Origin of the sequence: Psychromicrobium silvestre (genome assembly GCF_013408295.1) — a bacterium.
In the GTDB taxonomy this organism is placed as follows: Bacteria; Actinomycetota; Actinomycetes; order Actinomycetales; family Micrococcaceae; genus Renibacterium; species Renibacterium silvestre.
The window spans coordinates 1,061,028-1,076,756 of record NZ_JACBYQ010000001.1; the positions used below are offsets into that span (position 1 = coordinate 1,061,028).

General features: G+C 61.6%; 15 protein-coding genes. 3 read left to right on the forward strand and 12 right to left on the reverse strand.

The annotated features are described in order from the left end of the window. Positions 1–20: 20 nt before the first annotated feature. From FHU41_RS04985 to clpS, 4 genes are read right to left on the reverse strand one after another with little or no spacing between them, the layout of a single operon-like run. Positions 21–818 carry an MBL fold metallo-hydrolase gene (locus tag FHU41_RS04985; protein WP_179388496.1) on the reverse strand — a complete coding sequence of 266 codons (798 nt, stop codon included), beginning with the start codon at positions 816–818 and terminating at the stop codon, positions 21–23. After that, positions 815–1,738 (reverse strand): glutamate racemase, encoded by a 924-nt coding sequence (gene murI, locus FHU41_RS04990; protein ID WP_179388497.1) that lies wholly within the window; start codon positions 1,736–1,738, stop codon positions 815–817. The genes FHU41_RS04985 and murI overlap by 4 nt, the downstream gene beginning before the upstream one ends. Continuing rightward, positions 1,735–2,334 carry a DUF2017 domain-containing protein gene (locus FHU41_RS04995; protein WP_179388498.1) on the reverse strand — a complete coding sequence of 200 codons (600 nt, stop codon included), beginning with the start codon at positions 2,332–2,334 and terminating at the stop codon, positions 1,735–1,737. Before FHU41_RS04995 ends, murI begins: the two co-directional genes overlap by 4 nt. Continuing rightward, positions 2,327–2,629 (reverse strand): ATP-dependent Clp protease adapter ClpS, encoded by a 303-nt coding sequence (gene clpS, locus FHU41_RS05000; RefSeq protein ID WP_179388499.1) that lies wholly within the window; start codon positions 2,627–2,629, stop codon positions 2,327–2,329. Before clpS ends, FHU41_RS04995 begins: the two co-directional genes overlap by 8 nt. Positions 2,630–2,665: 36 nt before the next feature. Here clpS and FHU41_RS05005 point away from each other — a divergent pair, with 36 nt between their 5' ends. The 3 genes from FHU41_RS05005 (at position 2,666) to thrS (ending at position 6,030) form a co-directional block, all read left to right on the forward strand. Then, positions 2,666–3,988: a nicotinate phosphoribosyltransferase gene (locus tag FHU41_RS05005; protein WP_343046246.1), complete on the forward strand. Its 1,323-nt coding sequence runs from the start codon at positions 2,666–2,668 to the stop codon at positions 3,986–3,988. A gap of 8 nt (positions 3,989–3,996) precedes the next feature. Further along, positions 3,997–4,623 (forward strand): nicotinamidase, encoded by a 627-nt coding sequence (locus tag FHU41_RS05010; protein ID WP_179388500.1) that lies wholly within the window; start codon positions 3,997–3,999, stop codon positions 4,621–4,623. 171 nt (positions 4,624–4,794) lie between these two features. Then, positions 4,795–6,030: a threonine--tRNA ligase gene (gene thrS, locus FHU41_RS05015; protein WP_179388501.1), complete on the forward strand. Its 1,236-nt coding sequence runs from the start codon at positions 4,795–4,797 to the stop codon at positions 6,028–6,030. Positions 6,031–6,087: 57 nt separating this feature from the next. Here thrS and FHU41_RS05020 read toward each other — a convergent pair whose 3' ends face one another. The 8 genes from FHU41_RS05020 to FHU41_RS05055 all read right to left on the reverse strand — a co-directional run bounded on the left by FHU41_RS05020 (position 6,088) and on the right by FHU41_RS05055 (position 15,533). Continuing rightward, the gene (locus FHU41_RS05020) at positions 6,088–7,884 is read right to left on the reverse strand and encodes a DEAD/DEAH box helicase (protein ID WP_179388502.1); all 1,797 of its coding nucleotides are present in this window, start codon (positions 7,882–7,884) and stop codon (positions 6,088–6,090) included. A 45-nt stretch (positions 7,885–7,929) separates the two neighbouring features. Beyond that, a complete protein-coding gene (locus FHU41_RS05025) occupies positions 7,930–8,244 on the reverse strand; it encodes a DUF3039 domain-containing protein (protein WP_425503246.1) in 315 nt (104 codons plus the stop codon). Positions 8,245–8,337: 93 nt separating this feature from the next. Further along, positions 8,338–9,120 (reverse strand): glucosamine-6-phosphate deaminase, encoded by a 783-nt coding sequence (nagB, locus tag FHU41_RS05030; protein WP_179388504.1) that lies wholly within the window; start codon positions 9,118–9,120, stop codon positions 8,338–8,340. 94 nt (positions 9,121–9,214) lie between these two features. Then, positions 9,215–10,789, reverse strand: a complete 1,575-nt coding sequence (locus FHU41_RS05035; RefSeq protein WP_179388505.1) for a transporter — start codon at positions 10,787–10,789, stop codon at positions 9,215–9,217. Further along, entirely contained in the window at positions 10,774–11,547 is a 774-nt protein-coding gene (locus tag FHU41_RS05040) for an ABC transporter ATP-binding protein (protein ID WP_179388506.1), read from the reverse strand. The genes FHU41_RS05035 and FHU41_RS05040 overlap by 16 nt, the downstream gene beginning before the upstream one ends. 80 nt (positions 11,548–11,627) lie before the next feature. Then, positions 11,628–12,746 (reverse strand): oxidoreductase, encoded by a 1,119-nt coding sequence (locus FHU41_RS05045; protein ID WP_179388507.1) that lies wholly within the window; start codon positions 12,744–12,746, stop codon positions 11,628–11,630. Positions 12,747–12,807: 61 nt separating this feature from the next. Then, positions 12,808–13,764 carry a tetratricopeptide repeat protein gene (locus FHU41_RS05050; RefSeq protein WP_179388508.1) on the reverse strand — a complete coding sequence of 319 codons (957 nt, stop codon included), beginning with the start codon at positions 13,762–13,764 and terminating at the stop codon, positions 12,808–12,810. Between the two features lie 32 nt (positions 13,765–13,796). Then, positions 13,797–15,533: a DUF8094 domain-containing protein gene (locus FHU41_RS05055; protein WP_179388509.1), complete on the reverse strand. Its 1,737-nt coding sequence runs from the start codon at positions 15,531–15,533 to the stop codon at positions 13,797–13,799. Between the last annotated feature and the right edge of the window lie 196 nt (positions 15,534–15,729).

A 15,729-nucleotide genomic window follows, 5' to 3' on the forward strand; every position in this document is an offset into this window, starting at 1 on the left:
TGGGTTTGGTGGGCTTGGGGCTAGATGGTGTAGTGCACTCCGGCGACGGCAACCGCTACGTCCCCGGGGTAAACTTCCTTAGCCTCGGCCACCACCACATTCGGATCGGTCCAGACCGGAAGATGGGTCAGCAGTAGCCTCCGTACCCCCGCCTCGACGGCGGCTTGCGCCGCCCGTTTACCGGTCAGATGCACATGCTTAATCGCATCATCGCGGCCCTCTTGGAACGCCGCCTCACAGAGGAAGAAGTGCGCATCCCGGGCAGCCTCGACCAACGCCGGGCAGGAATCGGTATCCCCCGAATAGCTCAATACCACCCGACGATCCACCCCGGTGCCGTCGTATTCGGTGACTTCGACCCGCAGCGCATAGGCTTCCTCGTCCAGGTGATCCACCAAATAGGGAGTGATGGTGAACGGTCCCAGTTCAACCGAAGCTCGATCAGACCAGAGCTTGAAGTCGAATTCCTCACTCATTCCCGGATCGGGGTCCAGGCCATAAGCAGTGGCGAGCCTTTCGGCCGTGGCCGCAGGTCCCCAGACAGGTATCCTGCCGGTGTCCCAGCCTGCCGGGTCCCAGCGCACCGCAACGTGCAATCCGCACAGGTCCATGCAATGATCCGGGTGCAGGTGGCTCAGGAAGATGCCGTCAATATCATGCAAATCCAGATACTTCTGTGCGGCGCCGAGGGCACCGCTGCCCAGATCGAGCAGAATCCGCCAGGACCGCTCGCCATCGTGCGCGGTGAGCAGATAGCAGGAAGCCGGCGATTGTGGTCCAGGGAAGGAACCGCTGCAGCCCACAATGGTCAGTTTCACCGCTCACCCGCCGCGGCTAGGCGTGCGGCGTGCAGCATCTCTGGGGTGACCCGAGCCAGCGAGCCGGTGGGATAGTGCGCGGAAACGTGCGCGGCGTGCTCGACGCCGATCACCTCAGGCCCCAGGAAGCGCCGGGCCAGCGACTCGAAGCTCTGCGCATCCCCGGTGGAGACAAAACGATGCGCCGGAGCCATCGTCTCGGTGCGCTCCAGATCATGGCTGAGCAGAGCCTTATAGACGTCTTTTGCTGTCTCCTCGGCACTGGAGACCAGGGTGACCCCATCCCCCATAACGTAGGAGATGATCCCGGTCAGCAAGGGATAGTGGGTGCAGCCAAGCACCAGGGTATCCACCCCGGCAGCCTTGAGCGGAGCCAAGTATTCCTCCGCCGTGCTGAGCAGCTCCGGCCCCGCGGTGATACCAGATTCGACGAAGCGAACGAACTCCGGGCAGGCCACCGAGGTGATCTCCAGGTGTGGAGCGGCGGCGAAATTGTCCTGGTAAGCCCGCGAGGTAATCGTCGCTGCCGTCCCGATCACTCCGATTTTGCCATTCCTGGTAGCTGCGACCGCGCGGCGCACTGCCGGCTGGATGACCTCGACCACCGGAATTCCGTACTTCGCCGTGTAACGCTCCCGTGCATCGGGAAGTACCGCGGCAGTAGCCGAGTTACAGGCGATCACGAGAAGTTTGACGCCGGAATCCACCAGTTCGTCCATCACACCCAAAGCGTTCGCCCGGACTTCGGCAATCGGTAGCGGCCCGTAGGGGGCATTCGCGGTGTCCCCTACGTAGAGAATGGCCTCATTGGGCAATTGGTCAATCACCGCCCGAGCCACCGTCAGCCCACCCACTCCCGAATCGAAGATGCCCAATGGAGCTTGGGCATCATCATCCTGCAGCTTGGCTTCCGAGCTCATGATTCCTCCTGAACCTGCCGTTGCTCCAGCATCGCCACCACGAGTGCCTGCTGAAGAGCGGAGGTGAACCCGTAAATCACCGCCAGCAGGTCCTCGGAGCCGGAATTCTCGGATCCTGGATCCTCAGACTCGGGGTCTTCCGAATCTAAGACCTCGTGCACCGCTTCGACGGCTTCGGGATCATTCAGCCCGAGCCGCTCGGCCAGCACCAAGCGCACATCATTCAAGGCTCGGGCAAACAACTCTGCTTGCGGCAGGCTGAGCCGTAATTCATCGGCATCAAGCATTAAGCTGGCCGCGCGGAGCGCCCCCACCTTGCTCTGCCGCACCGAGCGTTCGGTGAGCCGACGCAGTTCCAGTGCCTCGCCGTCGTCGTCCTTAACTCCATCCGGCAGTAGCCGACGCAGAGCCGGATCGGTGGGAACACTGACTTCATCGTCCCAGCCCACCAAAGCCTCAAGAGGGTCTGCCGGGGTATCGGTTTCGGGTTCGAGCAGGCTAATCACCGAGGACATAATGCCTTGCAACAGGGTTCGCTCGGACTCCCCAATCACCCCAACTAAACCGTCCGGGCCCGCAATAAAGGTCTTAGTCATCCGAGCCCTTGCGCACGGTGGCCTGCAAGCCGAAGGAGTGCATGGCCATCAGATCGGTCTCGGCTTTCTCCCTGGAACCATGAGAGACCACGGCCTGACCGGAGCGGTGCACCTGCATCATCAGAGCGTGCGCGCGCGACTGTGGGTAGTTGAAGTAGCTCTGGAAAACATACTCGACATAGTCCATCGTGTTCACCGGATCATCCCAGACCACAACGGACCAGGGCAGCTCCGGTGAAGCTGCCTGATCCGGGGCGGTCTCCTCCACCAGAACGGGCATAGCACTGATACTCATCTGACTATTCTAGGCGAGGCCGGTTAGAGTACTGCTGTGATCTCCATCAACTCCCGCACATCATTGCTGACCGATCATTATGAGCTGACCATGTTGCAGGCAGCCCTGCACTCGGGCGCAGCCTCCCGGCCCAGCGTCTTCGAAGCCTTCGCTAGGCGACTCCCCGATGGCCGCAGATACGGCATTGTTGGCGGTACCGGGCGGCTGCTAGAGGGAATTGCTAACTTCCGGTTTAGCGAGCTTGAACTGGGATTCTTGGAGCAGAACCAGGTGGTCAACCGGCAGACTCTAGATTTCCTGGCGAACTTCCGCTTCAGCGGCAGCATCTACGGTTATGCGGAAGGCGAAGCTTACTTCCCAAATTCACCGATTTTGATCGTGGAATCGAGCTTCGCCGAGGCCTGCATTCTGGAGACCTACATTCTTTCTGTGCTCAACCATGACAGTGCCATCGCCTCGGCTGCCTCCAGGATGACCTCGGCAGCCAGCGGGCGCCCATGCATTGAGATGGGTTCGCGACGAACCCATGAGGAAGCCGCCGTGGCAGCGGCCCGCGCCGCAGTGATCGTGGGCTTTACCGCCACCTCAAACTTGGAAGCGGGGCTCCGCTACGGCGTGAAAACAGTTGGCACCGCGGCACATTCTTTCACCTTGCTGCACGACTCGGAACGCGATGCCTTTCGCGCTCAACTGGAATCTCAGGGGCGCGGCACCACCTTGTTAGTAGACACCTACGATGTGGTCTCGGCGGTACGCACCGCCGTGGAGTTGGCTGGTCCCGAATTGGGTGCGGTGCGGCTCGATTCCGGCGACCTGATCGCCCAGGCTCACGAAGTTCGGGCGCTGCTGGACTCGCTGGGCAATGAGAACACGCGAATCGTGGTCACCTCGGACCTGGACGAATACGCTATCGCCGCGCTGGCAGCCGCGCCGGTGGACTCCTATGGCGTGGGCACCTCCCTGGTCACCGGTTCCGGTGCCCCCACCGCCGGGATGGTCTACAAGCTGGTCAGCCGGGCCGGAGCCGATGGCCAATTCGTCTCGGTGGCTAAGGCGGCGAAAAACAAGACCAGTGTGGGTGGCCGGAAATACGCCTTACGACGCCGCTCCCCCCAAGGCGTGGCGGTCGCCGAAGTGGTCGGTATTGGCCACCGCCCGCAGGATGACGGGGATGATCGGGCACTTATGCACGAGTTCATGATCGATGGCGTACTCCAAGAAGGCTGGACGGGAGCAGCCGGAGTATCCCGCGCCGCCAGCCAATATCAGGAATCTATTGCGGAATTGCCCAGCTCCTGGCGACGTCTGCAAAAGGGCGAGCCGGTAATACCCACCGAATACGAATCTCACGAATCCTAGGAGCCCTGATGACGAATGCCTTGATCATCGTGGATGTGCAGAACGATTTCTGTGAGGGTGGTTCGCTCGCGGTGCCCGGCGGAGCCGAAATAGCCACCGGAATCTCTGAGTTACTCGACTCCGCCTTCAATGTCGAAGGTGGTGCCTTCGATCTTGTAGTGGCTACCCAAGACTGGCATATCGACCCAGGTTCACATTTCTCGGAGCAGCCAGATTTCGTGAATTCCTGGCCGGTACACTGCGTAGCCGGAAGCAACGGTGCCCGGCTGCATCCAAATCTGGATACCGAGTACATTGACGCTTATTTCCATAAGGGCATGTTTGAGGCAGCATATTCCGGCTTCGAGGGAGTGTTGGCACCAGAAGATGAGGTGCCAACCGGCCAGCCTGAGACCGACGCCGAGGAACCTCAGACGGGCCCGAGCCTCGATGAATGGCTGCGCGAGAACGACGTTGATTCACTCAGCATCGTGGGGCTAGCCACCGATTACTGCGTCCGAGCCACCGCCTTGGACGCGGTAGCCGCGGGCTATGAAGTGACCCTGTTGAGCGGGTTCTGCGCTGGCATCGATGCGACCGGAAGCCAGGCCGCACTGGATGAATTGAGCGAAGCGGGAGTCGTGATTGAAAGCTGATGTTGTACGATATCGGCATGAAGTTTTTGTTCAACACGACCACGCTGGGTTATCCCCGGCGTCATTCGGTGTGAGCATTAGCTAAACCACAGGCCCTGGGAGTGAATCCCGGGGCCTTTTTCATTTCGGTTTCGGGTGTTCCCTTTCGAGGAATACAAACGAAGGAAACCAATGAATATCGACCAATCCGTAAAAGTTGACCACAGAGAACTTGGCCGCGAACTCGATCTATTTGCCTCCCACCCCCTGGTTGGCCCCGGGTTGCCCCTGTGGCTCCCGGATGGAGCGGTAATCCGCGCCGAGTTGGAAAAGCTGGCTTTTGAGGAGTCGCTGCGCAGCGGCTGCCAGCGGGTGTACTCCCCCGTACTAGCCAAACGCGAACTCTACGAACGCAGCGGACACTGGCAGAAATTCTCCGAGGACATGTTTCCGGCAATGCGGATCGGAACCGAAGAGCTGGTGCTGCGCCCGGCCAATTGCCCGCATCACGCGATGATCTATGCCTCTAGGCCGCATTCTTGGCGGGAACTTCCGCTACGCTATGCGGAGCTGGGCTCAATGTTCCGGAGTGAACTCTCCGGGGTGCTCTCCGGGCTGAGCCGAGTTCGGCAGATCAATCTGGATGACTGCCACGTTTTCGCCACCCCGGATCAGGCCCATGGCGAGGTGCTCCGTGCGCTGCGAGCCATCCAGCGCGGCTACGCGGTGCTCGGCCTGGAGGTCGATTATTACCGGCTCTCCGCCCGCGGTTCCGGGGCCGGTTTCATCGGTTCCGATCAGCAATGGGCGGATGCCGAGGATGTCCTTGAGGCGGCACTCCAGGAGCTCGGTCTGCCTTATCGAAAGGTGTCCGGCGAGGCGGCCTTCTATGGACCGAAAATCGATGTGCAGCTCTTCGATGCGGCGGGCAGGGAGGAGACCATCTCCACCGTGCAATTCGACTTCAACCAGCCGGAACGCTTTGGGCTGGAGTACATTGCCGACGACGGCGCAGCACACCGACCGCTGATGATCCACCGCGGGCTCTTCGGGGCGATGGAACGGATGGTGGCCTTGCTGATTGAAAAGTATCAAGGTCAATTGCCACCCTGGCTGGCCCCGCTACAACTATCGGTGCTGCCCATTGGTGAAGGGCAAGAGGCAGCTGCCGAGTCCTTGGTCGATGAATTGCGAGCCCGGGGACTCCGGGTGCAGCTGGAGTCCCAAGGGAGCCTGGGCAGCCGGGTGCGGAAGGCACGGCAACAGCGGGTGCCGTGGATCGCCGTCGTGGGTGAACGGGAGGCACAGGCCGGGACCCTTAGCCTTTCGGTGCCTCGGCTGGGCGAGCAGCGAGAGCTAGGTCTTCTCGAATTCATCGAGGCTGCGGAGCGAGATCTCCGGTCCCGGAGCAGCTCGGCTGCGCTGTGAGATTCCTGAGCTGTGAGATTCCTGTAGTGCGGGATTCCTGAGTTGCGGGATTGGGGGCTATTTACGGCCGATGAACCAGCCCTGTAGGCGCTTCAGTCGTTCCTTTAGCTGTGCCTCATTGGCCTGCGCCACCGCTGGGCCGCCGCCCAGGCGACGTAGCTCGGCGTGCACCACGCCATGCGGGGTGCCGGTGCGCGCCGACCAGGCCGAGACGCTTTTGGCTAGCTCGCCGCGCAGGTCAAGCAATTGGCGATGGTCCGGCACCGTGGGGGCGGATGCCTCCGGGGCACGCTGCCGACGGCGGCTGAGCTGCTCGGCTTGACGCTGGCGTAGCAGGGTGGCTACCTGGTCCGCGTCCAGTAAGCCAGGGATGCCCAGGAAGTCCTGTTCCTCTTCGCTGCCGATCTCTCCTGCGTGGCCGAATTCGCCGCCGTCGAAAAGCACTCGGTCGAAGGAGGCTTGTGATTCCAACGCCTCGAAAGCGGTCTTCTGCTGCCCGTCGGAAGCCTTCTCCTCACGGTTGGCCGCTTCCATCTCGGCATCTTCGCTTAGGAAACCATCGGACTCCGCTTCCGGTCGGTCCAGGGCATGATCGCGTTCCAGTTCCAGCTCATTGGCAAGACCCATGAGCTGAGGCACCGAGGGCAGGAAAATCGAGGCGGTCTCCCCACGCTTACGAGCCCGCACGAAACGTCCCACCGCTTGGGCGAAGAACAGCGGGGTCGAGGTGGAAGTGGCATACACACCCACCGCGAGACGAGGCACGTCCACGCCTTCGGAAACCATCCGAACGGCAACCATCCAGCGCTGCGAACCGGCGGAGAACTCCTCAATTTTGTGTGAGGCACGAGTATCGTCGGAGAGAATCACGGTGGGCGATTCGCCGGTAAGTTTCTTTAGCTGCCCGGCATAGGCCCGAGCGTCTTCATGGTCGGTGGCAATCACCAGGGCTCCCGCATCGGGCACCGTGCGGCGTACCTCCGAAAGCCGCTGATCCGCCGCCGATAGCACCGCCGGAATCCATTCGCCACCCGGGTTGAGGGCGGTTCGCCAGGCCTGAGCGGTAATGTCCTTGGTCACCGCGGCGCCCAGGGTGGCCGCCATCTCTTCTCCGGCGCTGGTCCGCCAGCGCATCTGCCCCGAATAAGCCATGAAGATCACCGGACGCACCACGTGGTCCTTGAGCGCTTCGCCGTAGCCATAGCTGTAGTCGGAGCGCGAGCGGCGGATTCCATCCCGGTCCTCGACGTATTCCACGAAGGGAATGGGTGAGGTGTCCGAACGGAAGGGGGTACCGGTCAGCGCGAGCCGACGGTGCGCCGGCTCGAAGGCTTCCCGGATGCCGTCGCCCCAGGAGAGTGCATCGCCCGCGTGATGCACCTCGTCCAGAATCACCAGGGTCTTGCCTGCCTCGGTTTTGGCCCGGTGCAGCGCCGGTTTGGAGGCTACTTGGGCATAGGTGACCGCGACGCCAATGAAGTCCTTACCGTGCCTGCCATCGGCGTTCTTGAAATTGGGATCGATGGCCACACCGACTCGCGCAGCAGCATCCGCCCACTGCCGCTTCAGGTGGTCGGTGGGGGTCACGATGGTGATCCGGTTGATCTGTCCACCATCGATCAAGGTCCGGGCGGCAGTCAGCGCAAAGGTGGTCTTTCCGGCACCCGGTGTAGCCACCGCCAGAAAGTCCTGCGGTGCCTCGGTGAAGTATTTCTCTAGAGCTTCGGATTGCCAGGCGCGCAGTTTCTGAGCGGTGCCCCAGGCTGCCCGATCCGGGTACGCCGGAGGCAGCACAGGGTGCGGAGAATTTGAGCCCGAACCAGCAGGCTCGGAGCCAAAGAGAGTTTCAGTCACTTGTTGCTTTCAAACTGGCAGCCATCCAGTGATGGCGGAGGGAGCTTACTTCTTGTCTTTGTCCTTATCGGACTTCCCCGGCCGCAAACCCTCGTAAATGGCCTTGCAATCCGGGCAGACCGGAAACTTATTCGGATCCCGCCCCGGCACCCAAACCTTGCCGCAAAGGGCAATTACAGGTTCCCCGCTGAGCGCGGATTCCAGAATCTTCTCCTTGCGGACATAGTGGGCGAACCGCTCGCTATCTCCCGGTTCCAGTTCCTCGCGCAACTCGGTGCGCTCAATCGTCGCGGTCGAGCCGCCAGGGCCCGGTGAGCCGATGCCGGGATCGTTTTCGAAGGGATCAGGAGGCAAACTCATGGACACCATTCTAGCCTCTCCGCACCGACAGTTTCTCGCCGTCGTCCACCTTCAGCGTGCTCCCAAAGCACCTTGACCGCCCAGTCTGTGGGCTCAGAGCCCTTGCCAATGCGGCTTATTTGCCCAGGTGTGTCGGTAGTATTCGGTGAGTTTTAATTGCCCGGCCGAGGCCGAATCAATTAACACCGTGACATGCGGGTGGAGTTGCAGAACCGAAGCTGGACAGAGCGCGCTCACCGGCCCTTCGACCAGGGCCTGAACCGCCCCGGCCTTCTGCGCGCCGGTGGCAATCAGCAGAATATGTCGGGCTTCCATAATGGTTCCTAAGCCCTGGGTCACCACATGATGGGGCACTTCCTCAGCAGCATCGAAGAAGCGGGCATTATCCTGCCGAGTCTGCTCGGTCAAGGTCTTAATCCGAGTCCTCGAAGCCAGCGAGGAGACCGGCTCGTTAAAACCGATATGGCCATCGGTGCCGATCCCCAAAATCTGCACGTCAACGCCACCGGCTGCCTTAATGGCGGCCTCGTAGGCCGCACAGGCTTGCCCAATATCTGTCGCGGTACCGTCCGGGGCGTGCACTCGATCCGGATCGATATCGACGCGCTCGGTGAATTCCCGGCGCAACACCTCCCGATAGGACTGAGGATGCCCGGAAACTAAGCCCACGTACTCATCGAGCGCGAAACCTTGAGCCCGGGTAAAGCTAAGCCCTTGTTCTTGGTGGCGACGAGCCAACTCATCGTAAATAGGCAGCGGCGAGGAGCCGGTGGCTAGGCCGAGAACGCCGTCCGGCTTGGCCCGGAACAGCGCCTCGATGGCGTCAGCGGCGAGCGCACCGGCCTCTTCCTTGCCCGAGAGGATAACAACTTCCACGCAGCACTGCCTTCCTGGGAATCCGATTCACGCCTTAGACCAGTTCTCATTCTCCGCACTACAAGCGGAATACTCCAGTCAGTTCGCCGGATGTTTATTTTTGCGCCATCAGCAGGGCCAGCAGTTCCGGGGCTCGACGCTCGTAGACGCGGCCGCCCATCCGCAACCCCAGCACCATCAGTAGTCCACCCAGCAGCACACCGACCAGCAGTGAGATCCAGCCCAGCAGAGCCTGGCCCGTGGTCACCGCGATAGTCGTCAGGATCAGTTCCGGCAGTACTAATACCATCAGCCCCACCAAGCCGCCCATCTGGATCAGCGCAAAGATGAAGTTGTTTCCCGGCCGTGATTTGAAGGGGCTATCACCCGGGGCGGGCACGTTGAAGATGAAGAAAGCCGAGGTTACCGAGCCCAGTCCCACCCCGCTAAAGGCGATCCCCAGAACCAATCCCAGCTGTCCCGGCAGCATTGCCCAACTGCCGGTGAGGGCCGCGGCCAGCACGGCGTAGAGCAAGCCCAGGGTCAGAGTGATCGCCAAATAGGCAAAGGCACGGCCCCAGCGATCTGCCAGCCCGGAGACCCCGGTGCTCACATGCAAGGCAAAGGCCGTGTTGTCGTAGGAGGTGTCGGAAGCGAGCGACCAAATCAGCAGGAAGGCCGAGATGGCTCCGGCAAAGGCCAGGATGCCCAGATTCCCACCGCGTAGACCGGCTGGAATGGCAAAAACCAGCGGCAGGATCGGCGCAATAATGAACCCCGCAGCGTAGCGCGGGTCCCGGAAGAAGTAGCTCAGGCTCCTCGCCGCCACGGCACCCCAGGGCGTCGCGGGGAAGCGGCGGAAGAATCCCAATTTTCCGGCTGCCCGGCGTGGTCCCGTGGTATGCACCGGGGTTACCAAGGCTCGGGCCAGGCTCACTCTCCAGAGCCAGGCGAGCAGGCCTGCGGTGGCCAGGGCGATCAGAAATTTGACCCCTGCTTGCCACCACTGACCGGCGACGATATCCGCCGGAACGGACCAAACGGCGCCGAGCGGGGTAAAGGAGATGGTTTCCGCGAAACCTGGCAGGAATTGGCCGAAATTGCGAATTCCTTGACTGATGCCGGCGATCATCGGGCCCAGGAACATTAGCGGAATCAGTAAGACCAGGAAGCTCAGATCTCGGAATTTGCGGGAGGCCGCCAGATTGCTGCTCAGCGAGGTCAGGGCCCGCGAGCCGAGCACGCAGGTGGCCACTCCCAGCACGGCGCAGAACAGCGCGACGACGGCGGCCAAGGGGTTACGCAGCCAGGTCGCCACGGTGCCCAGTGAGGCCAAGAGGGTGACGATTCCCGGGATACCGAGCACTGCAGCGCAGGCCAGACCGGTGAGTAACTGCCGCATCGGCACCGCAAAGGTAACAAAGCGCTCGGGGTCAAGGGTCATATCCAAGCCCGAGGTGAAAAGCGGCACAATCAACCAAGCCAGGATCAGCGCGGCTCCGGCCAGCACGATCACGGTGCGGGAAATCTCCAGGGGCACAAAGGCCAGTCCGATTAAGCCAACGATCATTAAGGCCAGAATAGCTAGCCCGTAGAGTGCGCCGAAGATCATTCCAATGAGTTGCGCCGTGCTTCGGCGCACCGAGTTTCGGAGAATGGCGAGTTTGAGTCCGATTAGGTGCGCAACCATGACAGTCCCTCTCCGTGGTTGCGTCCACCAACCAGGTCGACGAACCGATCCTCCAGGCTCATCCCAGCCCTGACCTGATCAACCGTGCCTGCGGCCAGCACATTGCCCCCGGCGATTACGGCGACGTGGTCGCACATCCGCTGCACCAAGTCCATCACATGGCTGGAGACAATCACCGTGCCCCCGGAACGGACGTAATCGCTCAGAATGTCACGAATATTAGCGGCCGAGATCGGATCCACGGACTCGAAGGGCTCGTCCAGCACCAAAACTCGCGGGGCATGAATCAGCGCCGAGGCCAGCGCTATTTTCTTGGTCATCCCGGCCGAATAGTCCACCACCAAGGTTCCAGCGTCCTTGCTCAGATCGAGCGCGTCTAATAAGTCTTTGACCCGGCTGGTCACAGTTTCCCGGTCCATGCCACGTAGCAGACCGGAGTAGGTGACCAATTGCTCGCCGCTAAGACGGTCGAAAAGCCGTACCCCGTCTGGCAGCACACCGAGCAGCTTTTTAGCTTGCAAGGTGTCCTGCCAGACGTTTACGCCATGTACCCAGACCTCGCCGCCGTCGGGTCGCAACAGCCCGGTGGACATCGACAGAGTGGTGGTTTTGCCGGCGCCGTTAGGCCCCACCAAACCATAGAAAGATCCCGAGGGAACTTCCAGACTCACTTGATTGACGGCCACTTTGTCGCCGAAGCGCTTGAACAAACCACGGATACTCAAGGCCGCCGGGGCGGTCTGAAGGTTTTCACTCATTCAGCAACGCTATAATATCCAGCGCTTGGATGAATCATCCTTGCGGACGAACTTTGTCAGATTTGGCTCAGTACTTTGGCTCAGTACTTGCCGGAAGTCGCAGCCCGCTCGTATTGCGGTGCCCAAGGCAGGGGTACGCCTAGTTCATGTGCGGCCTGCTGCCACCAATGCGGGTTGCGCAGGGCAGCCCGCGCAATGAAAATTGCGTCCGCCTGAGCCGTGCCAATCACATGATCGGCCTGCTGGGCCGCGGTGATCAAACCCACGCTGGCCACCGGGATATCCGCCTGCGCTTTGATCTGCTCGGCGAAGCCGGTCTGGTATCCGGGGCCGAGCGGAATCTTCACTCCACCGATCGCCCCACCACTGGAAACGTCGATCAGGTCCACTCCCCTGTCCTTGGCCAGCACGCCGAGCCGGGCCAGAGCCTCAGGTTGCAGTCCGGGTATCGGCGCATCGGGTTCGGTCCAGTCGCTAGCCGAAACGCGTAGCAGCAGCGGCATGGAATCGGGAATCTCCCGCCGCACGGCGTCAATCACCTCAAGGACCAGTCGGAATCGCTTGTTCTCCTCGCCGCCCCAGGCATCGGAGCGAGTATTCACCACGGGGCTGAGGAACTGGTGGAGCAGGTAGCCGTGAGCCGCATGCAGCTCGATGGTGTCGAACCCCACCTCGACGGCACGGCGAGCCGCCTGAGCGAAGGCATCGATCACCGCCTGAATGTCCTGCTCAGTCATTGCCCGTGGAGCCGCATAGCCGGGGAAAGCCTCATCGGTGGGGCCAAGCGTTGGCCAGCCACCTTCCGCCAGCGGCACCGAACCGTGCTGGCCAACAAAGGGCCACCAAGTGCTCGCTTTCCGGCCAGCATGCGCCAGCTGAACTCCGATTTTGGTATCGACGGCGCCATAGCGGTGCACGAAGTCAATGATCCGCCGCCAGGCCTCGGCCTGCTCATCGTTGTATAAGCCGGTATCGCGGGGTGAAATTCTCCCCTCCGGCACGACCGCGGTGGCCTCGGTGATAATGAGTGCCGCACCACCGGCCGCGAATTGGCCCAAGTGCATTAGATGCCAATCATTGGGCACACCGGGAGCGGGTTCAGCATCGGTATCGGTGGAGTACTGGCACATGGCTGAAACCCAGCCACGATGGCTCAGTTCCAGTCCACGCAGGGCAAGGGGGTCGAAGAGTCTACTCACGATTAGCGCAACCGAGCGACCGCTCTGATCATTCCCACCGACGCCATTCCACCGTCCGCGCTTAGAACAAGGCTCGGGCCAGTGCCTGTCGAGCCTTGGCCACCCGAGGATCACTGATCCCGACTATCTCGAATAGCTCCAATAGTCGAAGCCTCGCCACCTCACGCTCCGGGCCAAAGTGCCCGGCGATGAAGCCGACAACTCGGTTCAGGCCGTCCTCAACATGACCTCCCAGCAAGTCCAGGTCTGCCACCAAAAGCTGGGCCTCGACGTCGTCGGGCTGCTCGGCCGCGGCGCTACGTGCCGCCTCTACGGCCGTCGCATCTAAGCCGTCGGTCCGCTGCATTAGCTGCACCTGAGCCAGTCCGGCCTTGGCTTCGGCATCGGCCGGTCGCTCGGCGAGCGCCTGCCGGTAGGCGGTAGCCGCGGCAGCCAAATCGCCGCGGTCAATCGCCTCCAGTGCTTCTTGATGCAGGGGTGGCAGTGGAGCTTCCTGGGGCTGCGCTTCGGCGTCGCCCAGAGTGCCGTTCACACCATTAGCGGCCGCTACCTTGAGCAATTCCTCTAGGTAGTTGCGAGTATCCGCTTCGGAGAGCTCCCCGTTGAAAAGTGGCACCGGCTGCCCCTTCACCAGGGCGACGACGGCGGGTACCCCCTGCGCGCCGAAAGCTTGGGCCAGTTGGGGGAAGGTCTCGATATTGGCACGCGCCAACAGCAGCCGGCCAACGTAGGCCGCTACCAATCGCTCAAGGGTCCCTGTCACCGACTGAGACTGCGGCGACCAGCTAGCGAACATCGAGACCACCACCGGGACCTCAGAGGAAAGCTGCACCAGCTCCGGGAAGGTGGCCTCGGTGGCATCCACCGCGAAGCTTTGCTGCCCACCGGCGGCGCCCGGTGCGCCGTCACCGGCCGGGGAGGATCGCTGCAGGGCGGAAAGATCTATCGCACCACGCAGATTGCCGCTAAGTTGATCCCCGGCAGCGGGACGGGCAGAGGGCGAAGCAGGTTCGGTCATGTCTTTAGCTTATCGAGCTAGCAGCCGAGGAACTACTTGAGGGAGGCAGCTACCAGCCCACGCTCGGCTGCCAGCACCGTCATCGGCTGGGCTGTACTGCCCGCGGGAATATAGAGCACCACCTGATCAGTGATCGAGAGGCTGTAGCCCTTCTGAGTGGAGTCACCCCCCGCGAGCGCCTTGGTGCCGTTATCCACCAGGTTCAGGGTTGCCCCGGATTTCGCGGTGGCATCGATCTTGAGCTCGGTGTTCCCAAACACCACCGTGCCACCGTCCGCGGTACGGAAAGCAACCACAGAATCCGGTAGCACCGAGGATTTGAAGGTGAAGGTGGCAGCGTCCTTATTGCTGCTGGCCAACTCGCTTTGGAATTGCTGATTGGCGGTGGTGAAGGTGGAGCTAGCGAACTTGCTCTTTGACTTCCCGGTGGGGCTGCTGATCAGGTCCGCGAAGGCGCTCATTGCCCCGTTGGCGGAGTCGCCTTGGTTGTCCTTCGAGTCCAGTCCCAGTGGCGCGCTGGGGCCTTCTGCCGGGCGCAGGCTCTGGCCCGGCAGCATCCGAGCGGTCGCGGTGAGCTTGTAATTATCCCGCGGGCTCTGCTGAACCAGGGTGAGGAACTGAGGAACCTTATTCGCTGAGCCCTGGGTTATCGCGATCACGGTGCGCGGCCAATCCCGACCGGAGGAAATGATTTTCCCCTTTAACGCCGATTCGGCAACGGCTTCGAAGGCCTGATAGTCCGGAGCTGCAGCCCTGATCTTATAGTTTGCGGTCCGCTCCTTAAGCGCTGTCCCGTCCACGCGCGGAGTGAGCAGTTTGGCATTCTTAGCCGCGTCACCGCTCGCCACGGTCTTCACCACGACGCCCAGCACCCGGGAAAATTGTTCATCGTTCAGCACCGGGAAGGTGCTAGCTGATTCCGGAGCTGTAGCGGTGCTGCTCTCGATACTCGAAGCGGATGAACTGGAAGACGAGGTAGAACTCGCAGTGCTGCTGGAGGAGGCAGTGCTGCTGGAGGACGGTGAGGAACTCTCGTCTGCGACTGCCTGCGGGGCATGGCCTTGACCGAGTGCGGTCAAGGCCAGCGCCAAGATCGCGGCTGCGCCTGCGGCACCGGCGGCTCGCTTGCCGGACTTTCCGTTTTTTCCGGACTTTCCGAAGCGATTGAGGAAGAACCAGAGCAAGGCACCGAGCAGAATCAGTACGCCGCCGAGCACCATGGTCGGAACGGCCCAGGGGGTCGAGGTGTCATTGGAGACTGTGATCGATACCTTCTGTGGTCCTGCGGCCTTGCCATCGCTGGCTAGCAGGAGGGACCAGTCACCGTCTCCCGGAGACTGCCAGTCGTAGGAGAGCTGGCCGTTACCGCTCTGTTCGTTAACCCACAGGTCCGATCCGGCTGGATTGGCACCGGCTTCCTGTCCATCGACGAAGTTAGCGTTCAAAGCGCTGAAATCGTCTTTAGCGCTCTCCACCTCAAGGTGAGGGGTCTTGCCAACCCAGTCTGCGACGTCGTCGGCCCGCCCTTGGGCAAGCAGGAGCTGGCCGCTACCTTCAACCTTGATCTGCACCGGGCCGGAACGCTGAGTCAAAGCCTTGGAATCAATCACCGTTAGCGGAGCACTCTGGCTCAATGTGGTGGTGTCCAGCTGCGCGGTGACTTCCGAAGGTGGCTGCCATACCGTGCGCTGCGCAATGCCGAGGGCCAGAACTAGCACACCAATCGCTACCACTATGAGGGGGGCTAGCCAGGGAATTCGTCGTTGCACGTGGTTAATCCTCAGGTTTCATTCCGGCCGCTTCACCCCGCTCAGCTTGCCAGCTGAGCCGGAGCAAGAGGTCTCTTCACTGTTTCTACTCCTTCCAGGGTACCGGTTTTGGGTTTTTCGGGGCCATTCGAGGACCATCCAAGGCTGCTCATCGGCCGTTTTTCGGACTCAGGCTGATAAGGTTTGGCTGAAATAT

What these genes read in the sequence shown, in the direction of transcription:
- murI (WP_179388497.1), bottom strand. Translation starts at nt 1,738, where the DNA reads ATGAGCTCGGAAGCCAAGCTGCAGGATGATGATGCCCAAGCTCCATTG.
- FHU41_RS04995 (WP_179388498.1), bottom strand. Translation starts at nt 2,334, where the DNA reads ATGACTAAGACCTTTATTGCGGGCCCGGACGGTTTAGTTGGGGTGATT.
- clpS (WP_179388499.1), bottom strand. Translation starts at nt 2,629, where the DNA reads ATGAGTATCAGTGCTATGCCCGTTCTGGTGGAGGAGACCGCCCCGGAT.
- FHU41_RS05010 (WP_179388500.1), top strand. Translation starts at nt 3,997, where the DNA reads ATGACGAATGCCTTGATCATCGTGGATGTGCAGAACGATTTCTGTGAG.
- thrS (WP_179388501.1), top strand. Translation starts at nt 4,795, where the DNA reads ATGAATATCGACCAATCCGTAAAAGTTGACCACAGAGAACTTGGCCGC.
- FHU41_RS05025 (WP_425503246.1), bottom strand. Translation starts at nt 8,244, where the DNA reads ATGAGTTTGCCTCCTGATCCCTTCGAAAACGATCCCGGCATCGGCTCA.
- FHU41_RS05035 (WP_179388505.1), bottom strand. Translation starts at nt 10,789, where the DNA reads ATGGTTGCGCACCTAATCGGACTCAAACTCGCCATTCTCCGAAACTCG.
- FHU41_RS05040 (WP_179388506.1), bottom strand. Translation starts at nt 11,547, where the DNA reads ATGAGTGAAAACCTTCAGACCGCCCCGGCGGCCTTGAGTATCCGTGGT.
- FHU41_RS05050 (WP_179388508.1), bottom strand. Translation starts at nt 13,764, where the DNA reads ATGACCGAACCTGCTTCGCCCTCTGCCCGTCCCGCTGCCGGGGATCAA.